The organism is Microcoleus sp. (assembly GCF_049646505.1).
Lineage (GTDB): Bacteria > Cyanobacteriota > Cyanobacteriia > Cyanobacteriales > Microcoleaceae > Microcoleus.
The window spans coordinates 1-16,646 of the sequence record NZ_JBARVX010000174.1; the positions used below are offsets into that span (position 1 = coordinate 1).

25 protein-coding genes are annotated in these 16,646 nt (G+C 46.4%); 16 read left to right on the forward strand and 9 right to left on the reverse strand.

Going from position 1 to position 16,646, the window contains the following annotated elements:
• Positions 1-189: 189 nt before the first annotated feature.
• The 4 genes from WBA89_RS09460 to WBA89_RS09475 all read left to right on the forward strand — a co-directional run bounded on the left by WBA89_RS09460 (position 190) and on the right by WBA89_RS09475 (position 1,415).
• Positions 190-408: a hypothetical protein gene (locus tag WBA89_RS09460; RefSeq protein ID WP_424405928.1), complete on the forward strand. Its 219-nt coding sequence runs from the start codon at positions 190-192 to the stop codon at positions 406-408.
• Positions 401-832: a hypothetical protein gene (locus tag WBA89_RS09465; RefSeq protein ID WP_333093420.1), complete on the forward strand. Its 432-nt coding sequence runs from the start codon at positions 401-403 to the stop codon at positions 830-832. Before WBA89_RS09460 ends, WBA89_RS09465 begins: the two co-directional genes overlap by 8 nt.
• Entirely contained in the window at positions 795-1,025 is a 231-nt protein-coding gene (locus tag WBA89_RS09470) for a hypothetical protein (RefSeq protein WP_424405930.1), read from the forward strand. The genes WBA89_RS09465 and WBA89_RS09470 overlap by 38 nt, the downstream gene beginning before the upstream one ends.
• Positions 1,026-1,106: 81 nt before the next feature.
• Positions 1,107-1,415, forward strand: a complete 309-nt coding sequence (locus WBA89_RS09475) for an S-layer protein (protein ID WP_424405932.1) — start codon at positions 1,107-1,109, stop codon at positions 1,413-1,415.
• 137 nt (positions 1,416-1,552) lie between these two features.
• Here the strand turns inward: WBA89_RS09475 and WBA89_RS09480 are convergent, their stop codons facing one another.
• The 4 genes from WBA89_RS09480 to psbH form a co-directional block, all read right to left on the reverse strand.
• On the reverse strand, positions 1,553-1,819 hold the full coding sequence (locus tag WBA89_RS09480; protein ID WP_424405934.1) for a DUF3146 family protein: 267 nt from the start codon (positions 1,817-1,819) through the stop codon (positions 1,553-1,555).
• Positions 1,816-2,478, reverse strand: coding sequence for an aminoacyl-tRNA hydrolase (gene pth, locus WBA89_RS09485; protein ID WP_424405936.1), 663 nt, complete (start codon positions 2,476-2,478; stop codon positions 1,816-1,818). The genes WBA89_RS09480 and pth overlap by 4 nt, the downstream gene beginning before the upstream one ends.
• The gene (locus WBA89_RS09490; RefSeq protein ID WP_424405938.1) at positions 2,479-2,730 is read right to left on the reverse strand and encodes a TatA/E family twin arginine-targeting protein translocase; all 252 of its coding nucleotides are present in this window, start codon (positions 2,728-2,730) and stop codon (positions 2,479-2,481) included.
• A 151-nt stretch (positions 2,731-2,881) separates the two neighbouring features.
• Positions 2,882-3,085 carry a photosystem II reaction center phosphoprotein PsbH gene (gene psbH / locus WBA89_RS09495; RefSeq protein WP_424405940.1) on the reverse strand — a complete coding sequence of 68 codons (204 nt, stop codon included), beginning with the start codon at positions 3,083-3,085 and terminating at the stop codon, positions 2,882-2,884.
• Between the two features lie 245 nt (positions 3,086-3,330).
• On the opposite strand from psbH, the gene psbN reads away from it, so the two are divergent.
• The 8 genes from psbN (at position 3,331) to WBA89_RS09535 (ending at position 10,181) form a co-directional block, all read left to right on the forward strand.
• Complete coding sequence (gene psbN, locus WBA89_RS09500) at positions 3,331-3,462, forward strand: photosystem II reaction center protein PsbN (RefSeq protein ID WP_194063850.1); 132 nt, start codon at positions 3,331-3,333, stop codon at positions 3,460-3,462.
• 361 nt (positions 3,463-3,823) lie between these two features.
• Positions 3,824-4,924, forward strand: a complete 1,101-nt coding sequence (gene aroC, locus WBA89_RS09505; RefSeq protein WP_424405942.1) for a chorismate synthase — start codon at positions 3,824-3,826, stop codon at positions 4,922-4,924.
• Position 4,925: 1 nt separating this feature from the next.
• A complete protein-coding gene (locus tag WBA89_RS09510; protein WP_424405944.1) occupies positions 4,926-5,837 on the forward strand; it encodes an MBL fold metallo-hydrolase in 912 nt (303 codons plus the stop codon).
• A 265-nt stretch (positions 5,838-6,102) separates the two neighbouring features.
• Positions 6,103-6,342: a hypothetical protein gene (locus tag WBA89_RS09515; RefSeq protein WP_424405946.1), complete on the forward strand. Its 240-nt coding sequence runs from the start codon at positions 6,103-6,105 to the stop codon at positions 6,340-6,342.
• 410 nt (positions 6,343-6,752) lie between these two features.
• The gene (locus tag WBA89_RS09520; RefSeq protein ID WP_424405948.1) at positions 6,753-7,676 is read left to right on the forward strand and encodes a hypothetical protein; all 924 of its coding nucleotides are present in this window, start codon (positions 6,753-6,755) and stop codon (positions 7,674-7,676) included.
• Positions 7,677-8,230: 554 nt separating this feature from the next.
• Positions 8,231-8,824 (forward strand): class II aldolase/adducin family protein, encoded by a 594-nt coding sequence (locus WBA89_RS09525; RefSeq protein ID WP_424405950.1) that lies wholly within the window; start codon positions 8,231-8,233, stop codon positions 8,822-8,824.
• Between the two features lie 156 nt (positions 8,825-8,980).
• The gene (locus WBA89_RS09530) at positions 8,981-9,535 is read left to right on the forward strand and encodes an Npun_F5560 family protein (RefSeq protein WP_424405952.1); all 555 of its coding nucleotides are present in this window, start codon (positions 8,981-8,983) and stop codon (positions 9,533-9,535) included.
• A complete protein-coding gene (locus WBA89_RS09535; protein ID WP_424405954.1) occupies positions 9,528-10,181 on the forward strand; it encodes a hypothetical protein in 654 nt (217 codons plus the stop codon). Before WBA89_RS09530 ends, WBA89_RS09535 begins: the two co-directional genes overlap by 8 nt.
• A 91-nt stretch (positions 10,182-10,272) precedes the next feature.
• On the opposite strand, the gene WBA89_RS09540 is transcribed toward WBA89_RS09535, so the two are convergent.
• Positions 10,273-10,620, reverse strand: coding sequence for an STAS domain-containing protein (locus tag WBA89_RS09540; protein WP_424405956.1), 348 nt, complete (start codon positions 10,618-10,620; stop codon positions 10,273-10,275).
• Positions 10,621-10,963: 343 nt separating this feature from the next.
• Between WBA89_RS09540 and WBA89_RS09545 the strand changes: the two genes are divergently transcribed.
• The 4 genes from WBA89_RS09545 (at position 10,964) to WBA89_RS09560 (ending at position 13,850) form a co-directional block, all read left to right on the forward strand.
• A complete protein-coding gene (locus WBA89_RS09545) occupies positions 10,964-11,587 on the forward strand; it encodes a DedA family protein (RefSeq protein ID WP_424405958.1) in 624 nt (207 codons plus the stop codon).
• 386 nt (positions 11,588-11,973) lie between these two features.
• Entirely contained in the window at positions 11,974-12,753 is a 780-nt protein-coding gene (locus WBA89_RS09550) for a DUF6816 family protein (protein WP_424405960.1), read from the forward strand.
• 24 nt (positions 12,754-12,777) lie between these two features.
• On the forward strand, positions 12,778-13,104 hold the full coding sequence (locus tag WBA89_RS09555; RefSeq protein ID WP_333381177.1) for a hypothetical protein: 327 nt from the start codon (positions 12,778-12,780) through the stop codon (positions 13,102-13,104).
• Complete coding sequence (locus WBA89_RS09560) at positions 13,092-13,850, forward strand: hypothetical protein (RefSeq protein ID WP_424405962.1); 759 nt, start codon at positions 13,092-13,094, stop codon at positions 13,848-13,850. Before WBA89_RS09555 ends, WBA89_RS09560 begins: the two co-directional genes overlap by 13 nt.
• Before the next feature lie 49 nt (positions 13,851-13,899).
• Here the strand turns inward: WBA89_RS09560 and WBA89_RS09565 are convergent, their stop codons facing one another.
• From WBA89_RS09565 to acpP, 4 genes are all read right to left on the reverse strand, one after another.
• Positions 13,900-14,265, reverse strand: coding sequence for a hypothetical protein (locus tag WBA89_RS09565; RefSeq protein ID WP_333419577.1), 366 nt, complete (start codon positions 14,263-14,265; stop codon positions 13,900-13,902).
• Between the two features lie 14 nt (positions 14,266-14,279).
• Complete coding sequence (locus WBA89_RS09570) at positions 14,280-14,657, reverse strand: papain fold toxin domain-containing protein (protein WP_373535628.1); 378 nt, start codon at positions 14,655-14,657, stop codon at positions 14,280-14,282.
• 205 nt (positions 14,658-14,862) lie between these two features.
• Complete coding sequence (gene fabF, locus WBA89_RS09575; protein ID WP_194013074.1) at positions 14,863-16,116, reverse strand: beta-ketoacyl-ACP synthase II; 1,254 nt, start codon at positions 16,114-16,116, stop codon at positions 14,863-14,865.
• Between the two features lie 97 nt (positions 16,117-16,213).
• Positions 16,214-16,468, reverse strand: a complete 255-nt coding sequence (gene acpP / locus WBA89_RS09580) for an acyl carrier protein (RefSeq protein ID WP_194068168.1) — start codon at positions 16,466-16,468, stop codon at positions 16,214-16,216.
• Between the last annotated feature and the right edge of the window lie 178 nt (positions 16,469-16,646).

A 16,646-nucleotide genomic window follows, 5' to 3' on the forward strand; every position in this document is an offset into this window, starting at 1 on the left:
GTTCCCGATTGGGTGACTGGAATTAACGGCAATCCGTTGGCTGGGGCAGTGGGGCTTTTGTTTTTGAGCGTCTTGGCTGTAGGAATGCGGCAGATGTCAGAACGTTCAAAAGGGCGATCGGATTAATCAATTCTTGAAAATGGCATAATAGATCAGACCATACTCTACAACCAACCTGGGGAAATTTTTATGCAGCTTGCTGAAATTCTACCACTCGTGAAAGATTTGCCTCACACTGACAAACTTTTACTACTGCATTTTATCGTATCCGAATTACTGCAAGAATCAGGTATAGTTCCGCTAGAAGAGCAAGGCAAAGCATCTAGCACTAATTCCTACAACTCTTTTGAAGCCGCTGCTGTTTTAGCAAAAGCATTATCAGAAGAAAAAACCCTAAAACATGGTTGATAAAGTCAGATTTGCGTTTGCCGAAATCGATCCGCAACTGGGTGCATTAAGTACATTGCCTTACTTGCCACTAACTTTAACTTATCGCAATTGCTCTTTAAGTGCATCAGGCTTGCTAGATACAGGTTCTAGTGTTAACGTATTGCCCTACGAAATGGGATTAAGATTAGGAGCAATTTGGGAAAGTCAAACACTTTCTGTTCCATTAGGAGGCAATTTAGCTAGGTTTGAGGCGCGGGCATTGGTATTGAGGGCGAACATTGAGCGCTTTCCTCCAGTGGATTTAGCTTTTGCTTGGACAAAAGACAGAAATGCTCCATTAATTCTGGGACACATGAATTTCTTTCTGGAGTTTGATGTCTGCTTCTACCGGGCTGAATTATTATTTGAAATTAGTCCTAAAAGGAGAGGCGAGCAAAGATAGGCTGGATTTGTCGATCGGGCTTCATGCAGGTTTAGTCTGGGGATACTATATAATTAACATCGGGGAGTTAGTGCGATATTCTGGCTCTGTTCCCGATTGGGTGACAGGAATTAACGGCAATCCGTTGGCTGGGGCAGTGGGGCTTTTGTTTTTGAGCGTCTTGGCTGTAGGAATGCGAAAAATTAGTCAGTAGTAAGTTGGCAGTTGTTAGTTGGCAGTTGTTGGTTGTCGCTTGACTGTTGTCATTTTATCAATTCCCAATGACCAATTACTTATGAAACTCACGATTTTTGTCGCAGCTATACTGCTAATTAGTGCCCACTTTTCTGCTTCTGTAAAAGCACAAAATCCTGCACGAGTAAAGCCAAATAACTCTTTAGTTCAAGTGCAGCCAACGCGAGAACAAATCCTCAATGCTTGCGTGCTCAATCAGGCTGAAACTTTGCCAAATCCTTTTACCGATGTGCCTTCCAATCACTGGGCTTACAAAGCTGTTTTGACGATGTATTATTGCGGCGCTTACCGAGAAGCAACTGCGCCTGCTTTAATTCAAGAATTGCTGCAATCACCACAAATCAATTGATTATCCCGCATTTCATCTGCGTTAATCCGCGTTCATCTGCGGTTAAAAAAACAAAAACTGCTGATGTAAGGCAGATAAACACAGATAAACGCAGATAATTTCAAGATTATTTGGGAATGAGTGGAAGAGGTTTATTCTCAAAACTGAGCCCGAACTGTAAAGGAATAATCCCCGCCCGGTTCAAGCTGATAATCCCATTTTTCCAGAAAACGGTGCAGCGGTTCCTGAATCAATGCCCTACCCCGAGATGGTTCCAGTATCAGTGTTTTTTCTGCGGTGAAACGCCACTGAAACTGCCACTCAAAATTGCCGGCAGTCACTTCACCCTCAATCGTGCCTTTTAGCCAAGATTGGCCAGTCACTCGGACATATGCAGTTGTTTCGGGCAAACGTCTCGAACTCACCTTTTTGTTTCCGCGTTTGTTTCTGCAACGGTACGATTGTTGTAAAGACTCATGGCTTTTTCTACTCCCTGATGGAGGCTAAGTTCCACAGCTTCTACAACTAATTTAAGCACTTTCTCTACTAATTGACTTTCCTCTGAGGAAAATTTTCCTAACACGAAGGAAATTGTATCTTTGTCATTTTTAGCAGCATCGTTTTGAGGTTTGCCGATGCCAATCCGCAAGCGGGGAAATTTGTCCGTGCCCAAATGAGAAATTGTCGATTTCATGCCGTTGTGTCCGCCCGCTGAACCGGCAAGCCGCATTCTGAGTTTGCCGATCGGCAAATCCATATCGTCGTATACTACTAATACGGACTCTGGAGGTATTTTGTACCAATCTGTGGCCGCCCGAATCGATTGGCCGGACAGGTTCATGTACGTCAGCGGTTTCAGCAAGCGAATTTTCTGTCCCCGCAGCCGATTTCCCTCGCCAAAGATGCCTTGAAATTTGCGGTTTTCCGACAGGGAAATCTGCCAAGCTTTCGCCAAAGCATCCACTGCATTAAAGCCGATGTTGTGTCGGGTGCGATCGTACTTTGGTTCTGGATTTCCCAAACCCACAATTAGCTGGGGAATTACTAACTCGCCTGGAGTTTCCGACTTCTGAGAGTTATTCATTTAACTGTCTGGGGTATTTTCCTTGGCCGCCGCGAGTTTTTCGGGTTCCGGCTTTTTGCTGGCGACTGCTTCTTCTAACTGCTTGGCTTCCCGCGTAAACTCCGACTCAAAATCCCGCGAAGCGTCTTGAAATCCCCGCAGTGCTTTGCCGAAACTCCGACCAATTTCTGGTAATTTTTTCGGGCCGAATACCAACAGGGCGATGGTAAAAATTACTGCCATTTCCGGCAAACCAATCCCAAAAATATTCATGGTTTTTCTCCTGCAATTTGTTTAGTTACTTCTTGTTTATTGATGGCAAAAGTAATCGAAAAGGGTAAGGAAAAATGGGAAAACTTAGCTTTTACCCTTTCTCCTCTACCCTCAGCTTTTACTGTTAGCCTTACTGTTTCGCGCTCAATTTTTAGCGGCCGAGACTGGACCAATCGACATCCACATTCTCCAGAATCAGTGAAGAGTTGTAGATTTGCAAAATAATCAACAAGAACACGAAAAACAGCCCGATGAAAACGCTCATCACCAGTGTGGTACCCCAACCAGGGGCTACCTTGCCGTATTCTGAGTTAAGGGGTTTGAGTATATCTCCCAACCAAGTTCGCTGTGCCATAAGTCACCTACAATGAATCTCTACAGAAAAGTTTGACATATTTCCACCGCTAATTGCGATCGCAATTTTTTAGCTCCCCCGCTCCCGGACTCTACCGCAGTCCCCGACTCTCCCCGGAACCGATTCTCCCTGTCCCGTTCGGGCGCGACCATACCCTAGTCCGGCATAAAATCGCTAGACTTTTGACGGATTGTTATTTTTTGTAATATTATAGAGTGGATAACTCATAATCGCTCCCCAACAATATGGAACCAGCAGCAGTTCTCGGCATTTCTCTGGGTATGTGTCTGGTGGCACTGACCGGCTTCTCAATCTACACCGCTTTCGGCCCTCCCGCCAAGGAATTGAGAGATCCTTTTGAAGAACACGAAGACTAAAGAAGAAGAACCCCCCCCCTACCCCCCCCAAGGGGGGAGGTTCGAGGGAAGAGGGAAGTTCGGCAACGGATTCTGTAACGGATGTAACGGATGTAACGGATGTAAGTCCGATGGAAGAAGAACCCCCCCCTACCCCCCCCAAGGGGGGAAGGAAGAAGGAAGGTTTGCCCAATTTTCCCCCTCTCTCCCTCTCTCCCTCTCCCAGTCTCCCCTTCTCCGAGTCGATCAAACTTCTGCAGTGCCCGATCGACCTTTCGCCTCCCCAGTCAATGCTATATTCTGCAAAAATACAGTAAATCTATATTGGAAAAATCTATCTTCCAGTTAAAGTAAAAATTATTAGGTTTCAGGCGAAAGCATCATGGGCAACACCTTCGGGCATTTATTTCGGATATCGACATTTGGGGAATCTCACGGCGGCGGTGTGGGAGTAGTAATAGACGGTTGTCCGCCCCTGGTGCCGCTAGACGCATCGTTCATTCAAGCGGAACTCGACCGCCGCCGCCCCGGCCAAAGCAAAATTACTACGCCCCGGAAAGAAGCAGATACCTGCGAAATTCTGTCGGGGGTGTTTGAAGGCAAAACTCTGGGAACTCCGATCGCAATTTTAGTCCGCAATCAAGACACTCGCCCTCAAGATTACGGCGAAATGGCGACAACTTACCGCCCTTCCCACGCCGATGCTACCTACGATGCTAAGTACGGAATTCGGAACTGGCAAGGCGGAGGTCGGAGTTCGGCGAGGGAAACTATTGGTAGAGTAGCAGCAGGGGCGATCGCCAAAAAAATTCTCTCTCAATCCGCTGGAGTCGAAATAGTCGGCTACGTCAAACGCATTTCTGACTTAGAATGCGTCGCCGACCCGGACACTGTTACCTTAGAACAAGTAGAAAGCAACATCGTCCGCTGTCCAGATGCCGACTGCGCCGAAAGAATGATTCAACTAATCGAAAAAGTTCGCGACAGCGGAGATTCGATCGGCGGTGTAGTCGAATGCGTCGCCCGCAACGTACCCAAAGGCCTGGGAATGCCCGTATTCGACAAACTCGAAGCCGACTTGGCAAAAGCGATCGTGTCATTGCCCGCCTGCAAAGGCTTTGAAATAGGTTCGGGCTTTGCCGGGACTCTGCTTTTGGGCAGCGAACACAATGATGAATACTATACTGATGAACAAGGGGCAATTCGTACAGTGACGAATCGTTCCGGCGGAATTCAGGGTGGCATTGCTAACGGTGAAAATATTATTCTGCGGGCGGCATTCAAACCAACTGCGACAATTCGCCAGCAGCAGCGCACAGTTACCCGAGAGGGTGAAGCAACGCTGCTAGCGGCCAAAGGACGGCACGACCCTTGCGTTTTGCCAAGAGCGGTGCCAATGGTGGAAGCGATGGTAGCTTTAGTTTTGTGCGACCATTTGCTGCGCCATCACGGACAATGTGGAACCTTAAAGTCTGAATTTTAAAATGGAAATCAGCTTGTCCTCTGTAGCGGCAAATCCCGTTGATTGCCCTCAACCCTCCGAATCAATAAAAGGTATAGATGATTTTGTCGTACAGTTCTGGGGCGTGCGGGGAAGTGTTCCGACACCGGGACAGGAAACTGTTCGCTACGGCGGCAATACTTCTTGTTTGGAAATGCGCGTCGGTGGAAAACGCTTGATTTTTGACGGCGGAACAGGCTTGCGGATGTTGGGAGACCAGTTGATGCAAGAAATGCCGGTGCAAGCTTATATGTTTTTTACTCACTATCACTGGGATCACATTCAAGGTTTCCCGCTGTTCGCCCCAGCTTTTATCCGCGGCAATAGGTTTGATATTTATGGGGCGATTCCGCCGGATGGCGATTGTCTCAAAAGGCATTTTGTGGAACGGATTCTGCACTCGAATTCCCCGGTGCCGCTGATGGGTTTGCCTGCAGATTTGAATTTCTACGAACTAAATCACAACCAGACGATGATGCTGGACGATATTGAGATTAGGACTGGTTCTCTGAATCACCCGAATACTGCTATGGGATATCGGGTGAGCTGGCAGGGACGTTCTGTGGTTTACTGTTCTGATACGGAGCATTTTCCCGATCGACTAGATGAGAATGTCTACAATTTGGCCCTCGACGCTGACGTGCTGATCTACGACGCGATGTACACCGACGAGGAATATCACAACCCCAAGTCTCCAAAGGTGGGTTGGGGACACTCGACTTGGCAGGAAGCGGTGAGAATGGCTAAGGAGGCTAGGGTGAAACGAGTGGTGATTTTTCACCACGATCCGGCTCACACTGACGATTTTCTCGATCGCATCGCCGAAGATGTGCAAATCGCTTTTCCCAAGGCTGTTATGGCCCGCGAGGGTCTGATTTTGCCCGTCGGCTTCTGAACTTTCGTCGGTAGGGTCGATCGCTCAAAACTCGATCCAACCATCATTATGATGTGGAGCAGGTCTCGCGGCCTGCTCCACAAGTTTTTTATTTTTAGCAAACACTCTGAGTGCGTGGTATAATCCTTTGCTAGTAACTTTTTAGGAAGAATATTTAAGGTTTTTTTGATTGTTTTACCCGCTCTTATTTGAGAAGATCGGCAAAATTAGCAGTTTGCTAATCGCGAGCGGGAGTTTAGCTGCTAGAGTCTGCAGGTCTGATTGCTTGGCTCTGTGTAACTGCGATGGGTTAGAATGTGCCGTTAGAAAAAGTATCGAGTTTGACAGCATCTGGCGACTTTCGCGAAGTGCCGTACAACTAACGTCACCGCTAAACCCAAGTAAAAATTTACTGGCGACTTGCTGCGATCGCACGATCGAACAACAGCGCACCTGCCCGATCGCTTCCGCAAAACGCACAGCAACAAGTAAAATAATTGGAGGATTGCAGCCGGCGAAAAAGTGAAAGTTTTAAGTGTCAACAAACACGGCGAGGCTCCGCAAGATTTCACTCTCCCGCGAGGCTCCCCAGGTGGCAGCAAACTTGCTAAATCATTGTCATACCTGCAATTTTTTGAGTAATTCCTAAACAAAAAAGCTGAGGTTATAGTTACGAAAAAACACAAGTACGATGCTTTTTTGGGAACATGAATATTGGCAACTATGAAAAGCAGATGTGAAAGCTTTTCACTACAATCTGAGTGATTTTTAGGCAGTCAATTTCACTCAAAAGAAAGAGACCATCGCTCTTTGGTTTGAGACTAGCTGCAACAGCAAAGTGAATGTTATGACTTGACTATCAAAATGGGAAAATTACGTTTTAGATCTTCAGCAAATCATTACAGATGGATTGCCCTAGGCAGTTTTGCTGTAATTATGGGTATTTCAGGGGCATTAGCCTACCGCCTAGCTCCGCCGCCCGGATTCGTGGCTCAAGGCACTCTGGGTTCTAACAGTCCGCCAGTAAAATTTTCGAGCACGGGCGCGACAATTCTCAAGCAGGGAGAACAACTGACTCCAGATGTTCTGCTGGCAGATAATGTTGTCAAAGCAGTGGCAGATGCAGTTAAGGTGTCGCCGCAGCAAGTTCGACAAAATGCTAGCGTCAAAATTTCTAAGCCGGAAGAACCCCTACAGATTGCCGTTGGGTATCGATCGCTCGATCGGGAACAAGCAGTGCAAACGGTAGATATGTTGATGAAAGGCATGGTTGAAAAAAGCCGCCTGATTAACAGATATCGGTGGCAATCAGTCAATCAGTCGCTCAACCAACGCTTGGCACAAGTCACTCAAGACCTGAAACAAGCTCAGCAAAAACTCGACCAATACGAAAGAGAGCGCGCTCGCCTGTTGCAGCAAATGAAGCTTCAACAAGATTTTTACAACAAAACTCAGCTAGCAATGGCGGATACGCAAGCGTCGGAAAAAGAAATGGTGAGCAGTTTGGCTGCTGCTGCAGCACCGCAAATTGTGGCGACGCCCACGAGCGATCCGACAGTGCCTCTGATTTTGGGAGTTGGCCTGCTGTTGGCGATTTTGGTAAGCCGCGGTTTGATTCCTTCGGTGGCGGATTGGCAGCACAAAACAGCTTTTCAGCGAGAAGAGAGCGAAAGGCTCCAAAGTGCTTTGTACCGACTGATCAAAGAAGGCGGCGGCGAAATCACTTTGGTGCGGTTTGCGATGGAGACGCGGCTGTCGCCGGATGTCGCCCAGCGTTTTTTGAACGAGCAAGCTGAAGTTTTTAATGCCAATTGCGAAATTAAAGACGACGGCAGTATCTTGTATCACTTCCACATTTAAAAAGCTTCAGGGGCGATCGCCCCGCAGTAACCAGCCAGCCGATCGGGCACTCACAGCTCGATCGGCTTCCCTTTTGGGTAATTAGTTAAAAAATCTTTAAGATATGTAATTTGGGTGTTCCCCTCGCTTCCCTGTATGTATAATTAAAAAATACGTAAATATACGGTTGCTTCTTACCGAGTTACCGGATACAGAGCTAGTTTATCGTTAAATATGTCTTAGGAAGTAAGTCAGCTCAGTATAAATGCTGTACTCTAAAACGATAAGTTGTTCCGGGATGTTACATAGTTTCACAGAAAAAACTCGATCGGGCGATCGCCTGAAATCAAACTCCCAGCCAGAAATCCTACATTTTCACATTTAACTTTTGCAATCACCAGTTGAGGCTAGACCTATGATATTTGGAATAATTGGCTCTTCTTTCGTAGTTTACTTTTTGCTGATGTCGATCGCCAATTACGGCGACACAGGAATGTAAACTATACGCAGCCGACAAAAAAGCAATTTGTTTGAGGCTGTCGAGTCTGTCGTGCCAGCAACTTGCCAGAAAATGAATGGATGAAGGAGTCGTTAAGTACCGCTGTGACTGGAAAGAAGCAGACCCAGTAGCAGCAGGCGACATAGCAGATTTGATGGAGTGGCGCGAAAGGCTACACTCTTGGGGACTAATTGCCGTCTACGAAAATGGCATCGGGTTTGGGAACGTCAGCGTCAGGATTGGCAATTCTTGCCAGTTCGCGATTTCCGGCACCCAGACAGCACACTTGCCGCAGCTAGGGCCAGAATCCTACTGTACTGTTACCGATTTTAACTTAGAACAAAATTTCCTCTGCTGCCGGGGCCCCGTACCAGCTTCGTCGGAGTCCCTGACTCACGCAGCACTGTATCTTCACAGAGACGATGTGGGGGGGATAATTCACGTCCACAACCCTCAACTCTGGCACAAACTGCTGTTTAAAATTCCTACTACTAGAAAAACAATACCTTACGGCACTCCTCAAATGGCCCTAGAAATGTTTAGACTTTTTGATGAGGAGAATTTGGCCGAACGCAAAATTCTGGCGATGGCCGGTCACGAGGACGGAATTATCTGTTTTGGCGCTACCTTGGACGAAGCTGGGAAAGTGCTCTCGGCTGCGATCGGTTAGACCATATCTGCGTTAAACTGAGCTTTACCCTTGGCTGATGCTCGATCGCTCCAACGCGCCGAGACAGCTTAAAAACTTTGACAGTGACTCTTGCCTCTGCGGTAAGGGAAAGATATTTTAAAGAAACACATTTTATAGCAAAAGCTGAGAGTCATCGTGAATCTAACTAAACTGGTAAGCTCAAAAGAACTGCAATCAGAGGTATCTCGTCTCACCGAAGAGCTGCAAATGCGCGACCAATTGGTGCAGCAGTTATCTCAAGAACTGTTCAGACTGGTCAAAGGAAATTCGAGTTTTGTGCCCGCGCCGGAAGTTTCCGATCGCCACCAAGCTCAAATGCAGGCGATGCGCGAACAACTCCAAGCTGTGGAAGAACAGGTGGGTTTTTATCAAGAACAAATCGCCGATCGGGATGCTGAGGTTTATCAACTGCGGCAGTCAGTGCAAGAATTGACCGATCGCTCTCGGATGCTCGAACAAGTGGTTCAGGAATTGCCTGGGGTTTACCGCCAGAAGTTTGCTGAGCGGATCGAGCCGATTAAGGAAAAGTTGGATCAACTGCAAAAGGAAAACCGCCAGTTGCACACAGAGTTGCAGAGCGTGACTTACCGTCTGGCGGTGCGAAATCGCAAGGCTAAGGGCCTGGATCTGCCGAGTGTCGATCCTGATGACGATCGCGGAATTCAAATGCCGAGCCTTGGCAATGTCTGAGGTTTTGATTGTGGCGGGTGACGCGCCAAAAGCCGCAGCCATTATCGAGGCGGCGATCGCTCAATCTCATCCTTTAACTAAAGTCAATATCTGTGGAGTTTCTGAACTCAATTCAGGGGCGATCGCTCCGGGTGGGGCGATCGTTTGTCCTTTGACGCTGGATCTGCCCCCCGATCTGGTTTTTCCGGGTCAAGATGTGTTTCGATTTTGCCGCAATGTTTCGGCAGCGCGCGATCGAGTCGCCGAGAAACTGCTTTTTCCCGTCGGCGAGGGCAGTTTTTGGCTGCCTGTAGTGCTGACTGCAAAGGGGCCGCTGTATGCTGAGGCGATCGCCGCAGAATCTGACAAATTGTCGGGCGAGTTGAGTTACCGTCAACCGCTGCATTTGTCGGATGTTTGGCGGCAGCAGTTGTACCAGTTGGCTTACCGCTTGTTGGTGGATATTTTAAATGCGCCTCCGGCGACTTATTTGATGCAGTTTGGGTTTGTAGGGGAGAGGATTCTGTTCGATCGACTTTTGCCTTTTCCGGCTGCACCTGCGATCGCTTCTGTCGGGGTTCAAGTGCCGGATTTATTTGTTTGTCACTGGTATTGCTTGACAAATAAACCGATTTACGATTTGCAAATTACTTCTTTATGTTTGTAGTGAAGACCAAGAGTCCTCTCTAGATAAATTAGGACTTTTCGTCCTTACTACAACCCTAATTCCGGGCAATTAACCGGAAACAATAAAATTTTTATCCAGCAACTAAAGCGGGAGTTTCTGTTGAGATAATTTGCTCGAAACTGTCAAAAATTTCAAAGAGTTGGTCGAGTTGGGTAAGTTCAAAAATTAGCCTGACAGTAGCTGAAACGTTGCAAATCACCAGGCGGCATCCCCGGTGGCGGGCGGCGTTGAGCCCGCCGACTAGGGCGCACAAGCCTGAACTGTCGATAAAATCTACCGAGGCCATGTCTATTACCCAGAGTTTGTGCCGATCGGGTAAAATATCAGTTAGCTGTTGTTGCAGGAGGATGCCAGCTTGCGAGTCGAGGCAGTTTTGAGGTTGGAGGACAATGTGTTGGTTGAAAGTGGAAAGTTCCATAGCAGTTATCCTAACGATTGTCAAGTATGAATAAGTGAGTTGGGTTGCCGATTCGGTTGAGACACTCAGGGGATTTTAGCTGAGGTTTGAAGATGGGGCGATCGCCCGACTGCGATAAATTTAACTGTGATAAATTTAGTAGGAAAACTGGCTGGTTATAAAGCCGGAGGCAACCGCAAGAATTCCTGATTAATCTATAATGCCCTGAAAGCTGGTTTTTTGTTGGGCGGGCGATCGCGAGTTTTGTGTGTCCTTCATCACACCGAAGGATTGCACTATTGGCTGAATCGAGCCAATATATAAATGTATTGAGCTTTGCAAAAGTTTACGAAGGCAGTATCGAATGTCTTTTGAGTTTTTATCGCTAGAGACTATCCAGGAATTTGCCCACAATTACGGTTACTGGGCAGTATTTCTGGGAATTTTTCTGGAAAATCTGGGAGTTCCTCTCCCTGGTGAGACTATTACGATTGTTGGCGGGTTTTTAGCCGGCAGCGGCGAACTGAATTACTGGTACGTACTCGGCTGTGCGATCGCCGGTGCAACTTTGGGAGGAAATTTCGGTTACGCGATCGGCAGGTACGGCGGCTGGCCGCTGCTGCTGAAGCTGGGAAAAATTTTCCGGTTTCGGGAAGAACAACTGTTTGATTTAAAAGAACAGTTTAGCAAAAATGCAGCTAAAGCCGTATTTTTGGGCCGATTCATCGCACTGCTGCGAATTTTTGCCAGCCCGCTAGCCGGAATTGCCGAAATGCCTTTTTGGAAATTTTCGCTGTTCAACATTCTGGGTGCAGCAAGCTGGGCATCGGTAATGGTAAGTTTGTCATACTTCTTAGGACAAGTTGTGTCCTTGGAGCAGTTGGTAGCTTGGGCAGCTAAATTCGCTGTATTTGCTTTGCTTTTGGTAGTTGCTTGGATTGTAATTCCTCTTTGGCTAGAGTCGCGGACTTTAGACAAAACTAAATAAAATTGGTAGTTAGACTTTTGGCAAAACTTCTGTATTTTGTGTTTTTCACCGCAGATCCTAAATGCAGGCGAACTCAAATACAACATCTTTTTGCAAAATGTCTAATCATTCCTAGGTTGGGTTTCTCTAGAGAAACCCAATTTTCTGGGGACTCCAACTTCGGTTTCGTTCCAAGAACCCAACCATTTCTGACAAGTTAAACTAGGGAAGCTTTTGTCAATCAGCTTGTGGTAATAAGGTTCAGTTAAGGTTAACAGCACGATCGATCATGCGACTTTTTGGAGTTTAACAGAACCTTATTGAGTCTTAACTCAACCGTATTGCGCTACAACCAATTTTTGAGAAATCAGAGAAAGAGAAAGTTAGCTGTTTGAATTTTATTTAGTATGAAGGTAATTTGGGGTTTTTGTTTGGTTTGCGCGTTAATTTTGTGGGGTGGCGGCGCGCAGGCGGGAGTTTTGGGCGATCGCATTTCCACTTTCCCCAATTGGAATAGCAAGCCTCCTATCCCCGCAGCCAAGGGAGATTTGGTGTATCCAGACTGGATGGCCGGCGATTGGAATGTGGCTAGCACTTTAGTAGATTTAGCCGCTCCTTTAGCCCCAAATATTGTCACGCCCGGATTTGAAAGCAACCGCCAGTATTTGCAGCAGCCGATATTCTTTAAAGTGCGATTTCAACCAGAAATAAATACTGGTTTTTTTTCTAATTATAAATCTAAGCTAGCTAAGAAGATTGTGGCCGATCGCGCTTTTAACGGTTTGAACATCGCCAAAGCCTATTTAGGCGACAGTGGCGTACTTTCGGTGAAAGTCGATCCGAACAATCCCAACCGCCAGATTACCATACTCAAAGGCGATCGCCAACTAATCTCGATTGTTACCAGTCGCGGCACCCAAACATCGAATCCCGATGAATTCATGTCTGCAGAGATTTCTCAGCAAGTGTTTCGGGGAGAGACGGATATTTATTTAAACGAGGTGGAAACAACAACGGCTTATCGAGTAGTTGGAATCGCGGAAAATCGCGATTCTGCGAGTAAAAGAATTGAAGCAGATCAGGTGACAGCGATTTATTTGTCGCCGCAAGACCCGGATTATTTTGCTGCTGGGGGGCATCCTGTGGCTTTGTACCGCTATCGGTTGGAGTTGTTACCGGGAGAATAGGCTAATTTATGGTGAATTATTAGTATGGAAACTCTAGCGGGGCGCATGGCATGGGAACGAATAATACAAGCTATCTCAACTGGCATTAATCCAAAAGCCAGCGACTTTAAAGTGTGGGCTGAGTCAGAACAGGGATGGCATCGTCAGGAAACATCTAATGGCCCGTTAAAATATATTGATAACAACGGAGTAGCTAGGCTAACGCTTAAACAGGGAAGCCCAAGAACTCCGGGAAGCAATGATCCTCATGTAGAGTTGAAAAATGCCAACAACATTAGAATAGATCTACAAGGAAAGCCCGTCACCAGAAAAAGTAAAGATAATCATACTCCTATCGATTGGGACATTTAACAATGGAACGCTTAAACTACTGGCAGTTTCCGGGATTTGAAAATATTTATTTAGAGGATAGCTATGTACTCAGCATTAATGCTAACATATCTATACAAATCCTCTTAGAAGCTGTTCTCACTGAAAATCACCCTCTATACACTCCAGCCTTACCTGGGGAACAGTATTGTTATCGGCAGATGACAGTCAATTTCCCCCATCCTCAAACCTACGATTTGGTTCTGAACAACATCAGCCCAATTGCCGATCCAGATGGTAGTGTTGATTACGGGAACATAGACGAATTTTTTAGGGCGGATGACAAATACTATTTAAGAGGGGAATGGGGAGAACTTACTATAGTTTCCGATCCACCCATAATTTTTGATTTTGAAAACTATTTAATTGTCAGAAACGGCGATAACTTTATTCAAATCAATAAGGATAAAATCAGTATTTTTGAATGGAAAAGGACAAGAAAAGGAGTAATCGGCTTAGTTTACGAAAACGATTCAGGAAGTCCTTTATCTGTTCAAATTGAGGCAGAGCAAGATCCCGAAGGCTTTAGAGCAGCTTTGGGGTATATGAAGGAACTTGAAACAGGTTATACAACTGATATTACAGGAGGAGGCGAACTGACATTTGACAAAATCAAGCAGTATTATGCCGCTAATTTTAATCAGAAAAATGTGCAAGCATTTTCTGTTAAATATCCTAGCTCAGCGGGTAATCAATATTCGATTTCGGTAATTACTTCCGAGAAATAAGGTGAAATCTAGCTCTAGGGATTGTGAACTGAGATTCAAGAAATCTATACTAATTGTGCTTGTCCTCAGCAATCTTAGCCTGATTCAAAAATTCTTCCAGTAGTTTGAAAAATTTATCGAGGGCATCTTTTTCATCAGCAGAGAAGAAGAGAATGATACTGTCCCATCCGTGACTTGACGTGATTTGATATCTTTCCTGTATCCACTCTTGAAATCCATCAAGTTGTTGTTGCTGTTCTGTGTCGGGCAACCCAAGTTCGGCTCTCGCCATCTCATATCCATTTAAAAATGAACGCAGGCGGCTAATTGAACACTTGCCCAAATACATACCCGGTCTCTGTTTGATTCTTTGCAGCAAATCAAAGAAGTATTCATTTTTAACATCTAGTTTATTAACCTTAACTTCGGCTACCATAAAAAAGTCTCCTATTAAATGTCTTCTTCTGTCACTATAAACTGTAAACCATTGAATATTTTACCATGAAACAGCAGGTTTGTCATCCATTGCTCTCTCTTTAGTCCGTCCGGGTGATGGTTGTCAAAAATAGTTTCTATGCTATTGATAACAATAGCGATTCCTTCGTGGCGGCCATTTTCTGAAATAGCTTCTCCCGGTACGCTATCATCATAAATGCCACTGTTCCGACCTCTTCCGTATCCAGTGTACAGTTTTATACGCTTTCCATGAATTCCTTGACTTATCAAGTAATCTTTGATGTTGCTGGCGCACTCAACACATTTAAAGTTTTCATGGCGATCGACAATAGCTTTAATTTGCAGTATTTGCTCAGCAGTAATTTCACTCATATCCCCCCAATGCCAACAAATTTATGACTTACGCGCGGGTGGCCAGAAACCGGGTTTTTGACGAAAATAATTCGCTGTAGCCAGCAGATTTGGTGAAAAACCTGGTTTCTTCGTCGCAGTGCGCCCAATCTAAAATTGATCTCAAAAAAATAGAAGGTGAAAACTTAAATTTTCACCTTCTAACTTGCGACTTTCAAGTTGTCCGTTACTGAACAAACTTCTTGAATGCCAGTGTCACGTTGTGGCCGCCAAATCCAAAAGAATTCGACAGCGCCACATCAACTTTTAGATCGCGGCTTGTATGCGGAACATAGTCCAAATCGCACTCTGGATCGGGATTTTCCAGATTGATTGTCGGCGGAATTTTGTCATTGGCGATCGCCATTACCGCAGCCACCGCCTCAATTCCCCCAGAACCGCCCAAAAGATGGCCGGTCATTGACTTGGTAGAACTAATTGCTACTTTGTAAGCGCTTTCCCCCAAAACCTTCTTAATCGCCTTCGTTTCAGTAGAATCGTTGGGAAGCGTACTCGTGCCGTGGGCGTTGATATAACTCACCATATCCGGTGTCAAACCAGCATCCTTGAGCGCTAAAGCGATCGCCCGCGAGGCACCCTCGCCCCCCGGTACTGGGGATGTCATGTGATAAGCATCGCAGGTTAAACCGTAGCCGACGATTTCTGCGTAAATTCTCGCGCCGCGCGCCAGAGCGTACTCCATTTCTTCTAGAATCAGAATGCCAGCGCCTTCGCCGACGACAAAACCATCACGATCGCGATCGAACGGACGGCAAGCATGAGTCGGGTCATCGTTGCGAGTCGAAAGCGCCCTCGCCGCCGCAAAACCCGCCACGCACAAAGGTGTCACCGCAGCTTCGGTACCGCCGCAAATCATCGCTTGCGCGTAACCGCCCTGAACCATGCGAAACGCATCGCCCACCGCATTTGACCCCGCAGCGCAGGCTGTAACCGTGCAAGAGTTTGGACCTTTAGCACCCGTTTGAATCGCCGTCAGGCCCGCGGCCATATTCGCAATCATCATGGGAATCATAAACGGGCTGCACCGATCGGGGCCGCGAGTCAAATAGATCTCTTGCTGGTCTTCCAGAACCTTCAGCCCGCCAATGCCAGTGCCAAGAATGACACCCACCTGTTCTGCGTTCAGGTCGTTAATCTCAAACTTCGCATCAGCTAGAGCTTGTTTGCTCGCTGATACCCCAAATTGAGCAAAGCGATCCATCCGCTTTGCTTCCTTGCGCTCTAAATAGTCGTGTGGGTTAAAACCCTTGACCTCTCCAGCAATCCGGCAGTCGTGCCGCGACGCATCGAACAAAGTAATCGGGCCGATGCCATTTTTCCCCGCCAGCAACCCGTCCCAATATTCGGACAAGGTATTGCCGATCGGTGTAATCGCGCCGAGACCAGTGATAACAACGCGCTTACGCTCTAAATTTGTCATGATTTCAGTTTCAAAAAATTAAACACCCAGAACGCAGAACAAAAGAGGAGTTTTTAGTTTTTAAATTTCTCTCCTCTTAGGGGAAAAGACAGGTATTTTATGCTTTTGGAGCTGCAAGTTTGCTGCTGATGAAATCTACAGAAGCTTGAACCGTGGTAATTGCTTCGGCTGCTTCGTCGGGAATTTCAATATCAAACTCTTCTTCCAAAGCCATGACCAGCTCTACTGTATCTAGGGAATCTGCTCCTAAATCGTTAGCAAAGTTGGCTTCCGGCTTGACTTCGCTCGGATCGACTTCGAGTTGATCGGCCACAATTTTCTTGACTCTGGCAAAAATGTCGTCTTGACTCATAACATCCTGTCCTCATTGGTTGCTGCGTATCTAATCTTATCCGAAAGGGGGATCTGCAAGAAAAAGGGTTGCCGCTTTTGTAAGTGACACGGGGCCGCAGCAATTGGAGCGCGGGCGATCGGTCTTTCCTCATACCATTTTAGATTTTAGATTTTAGGTTTTAGATTGTAATCTTTGC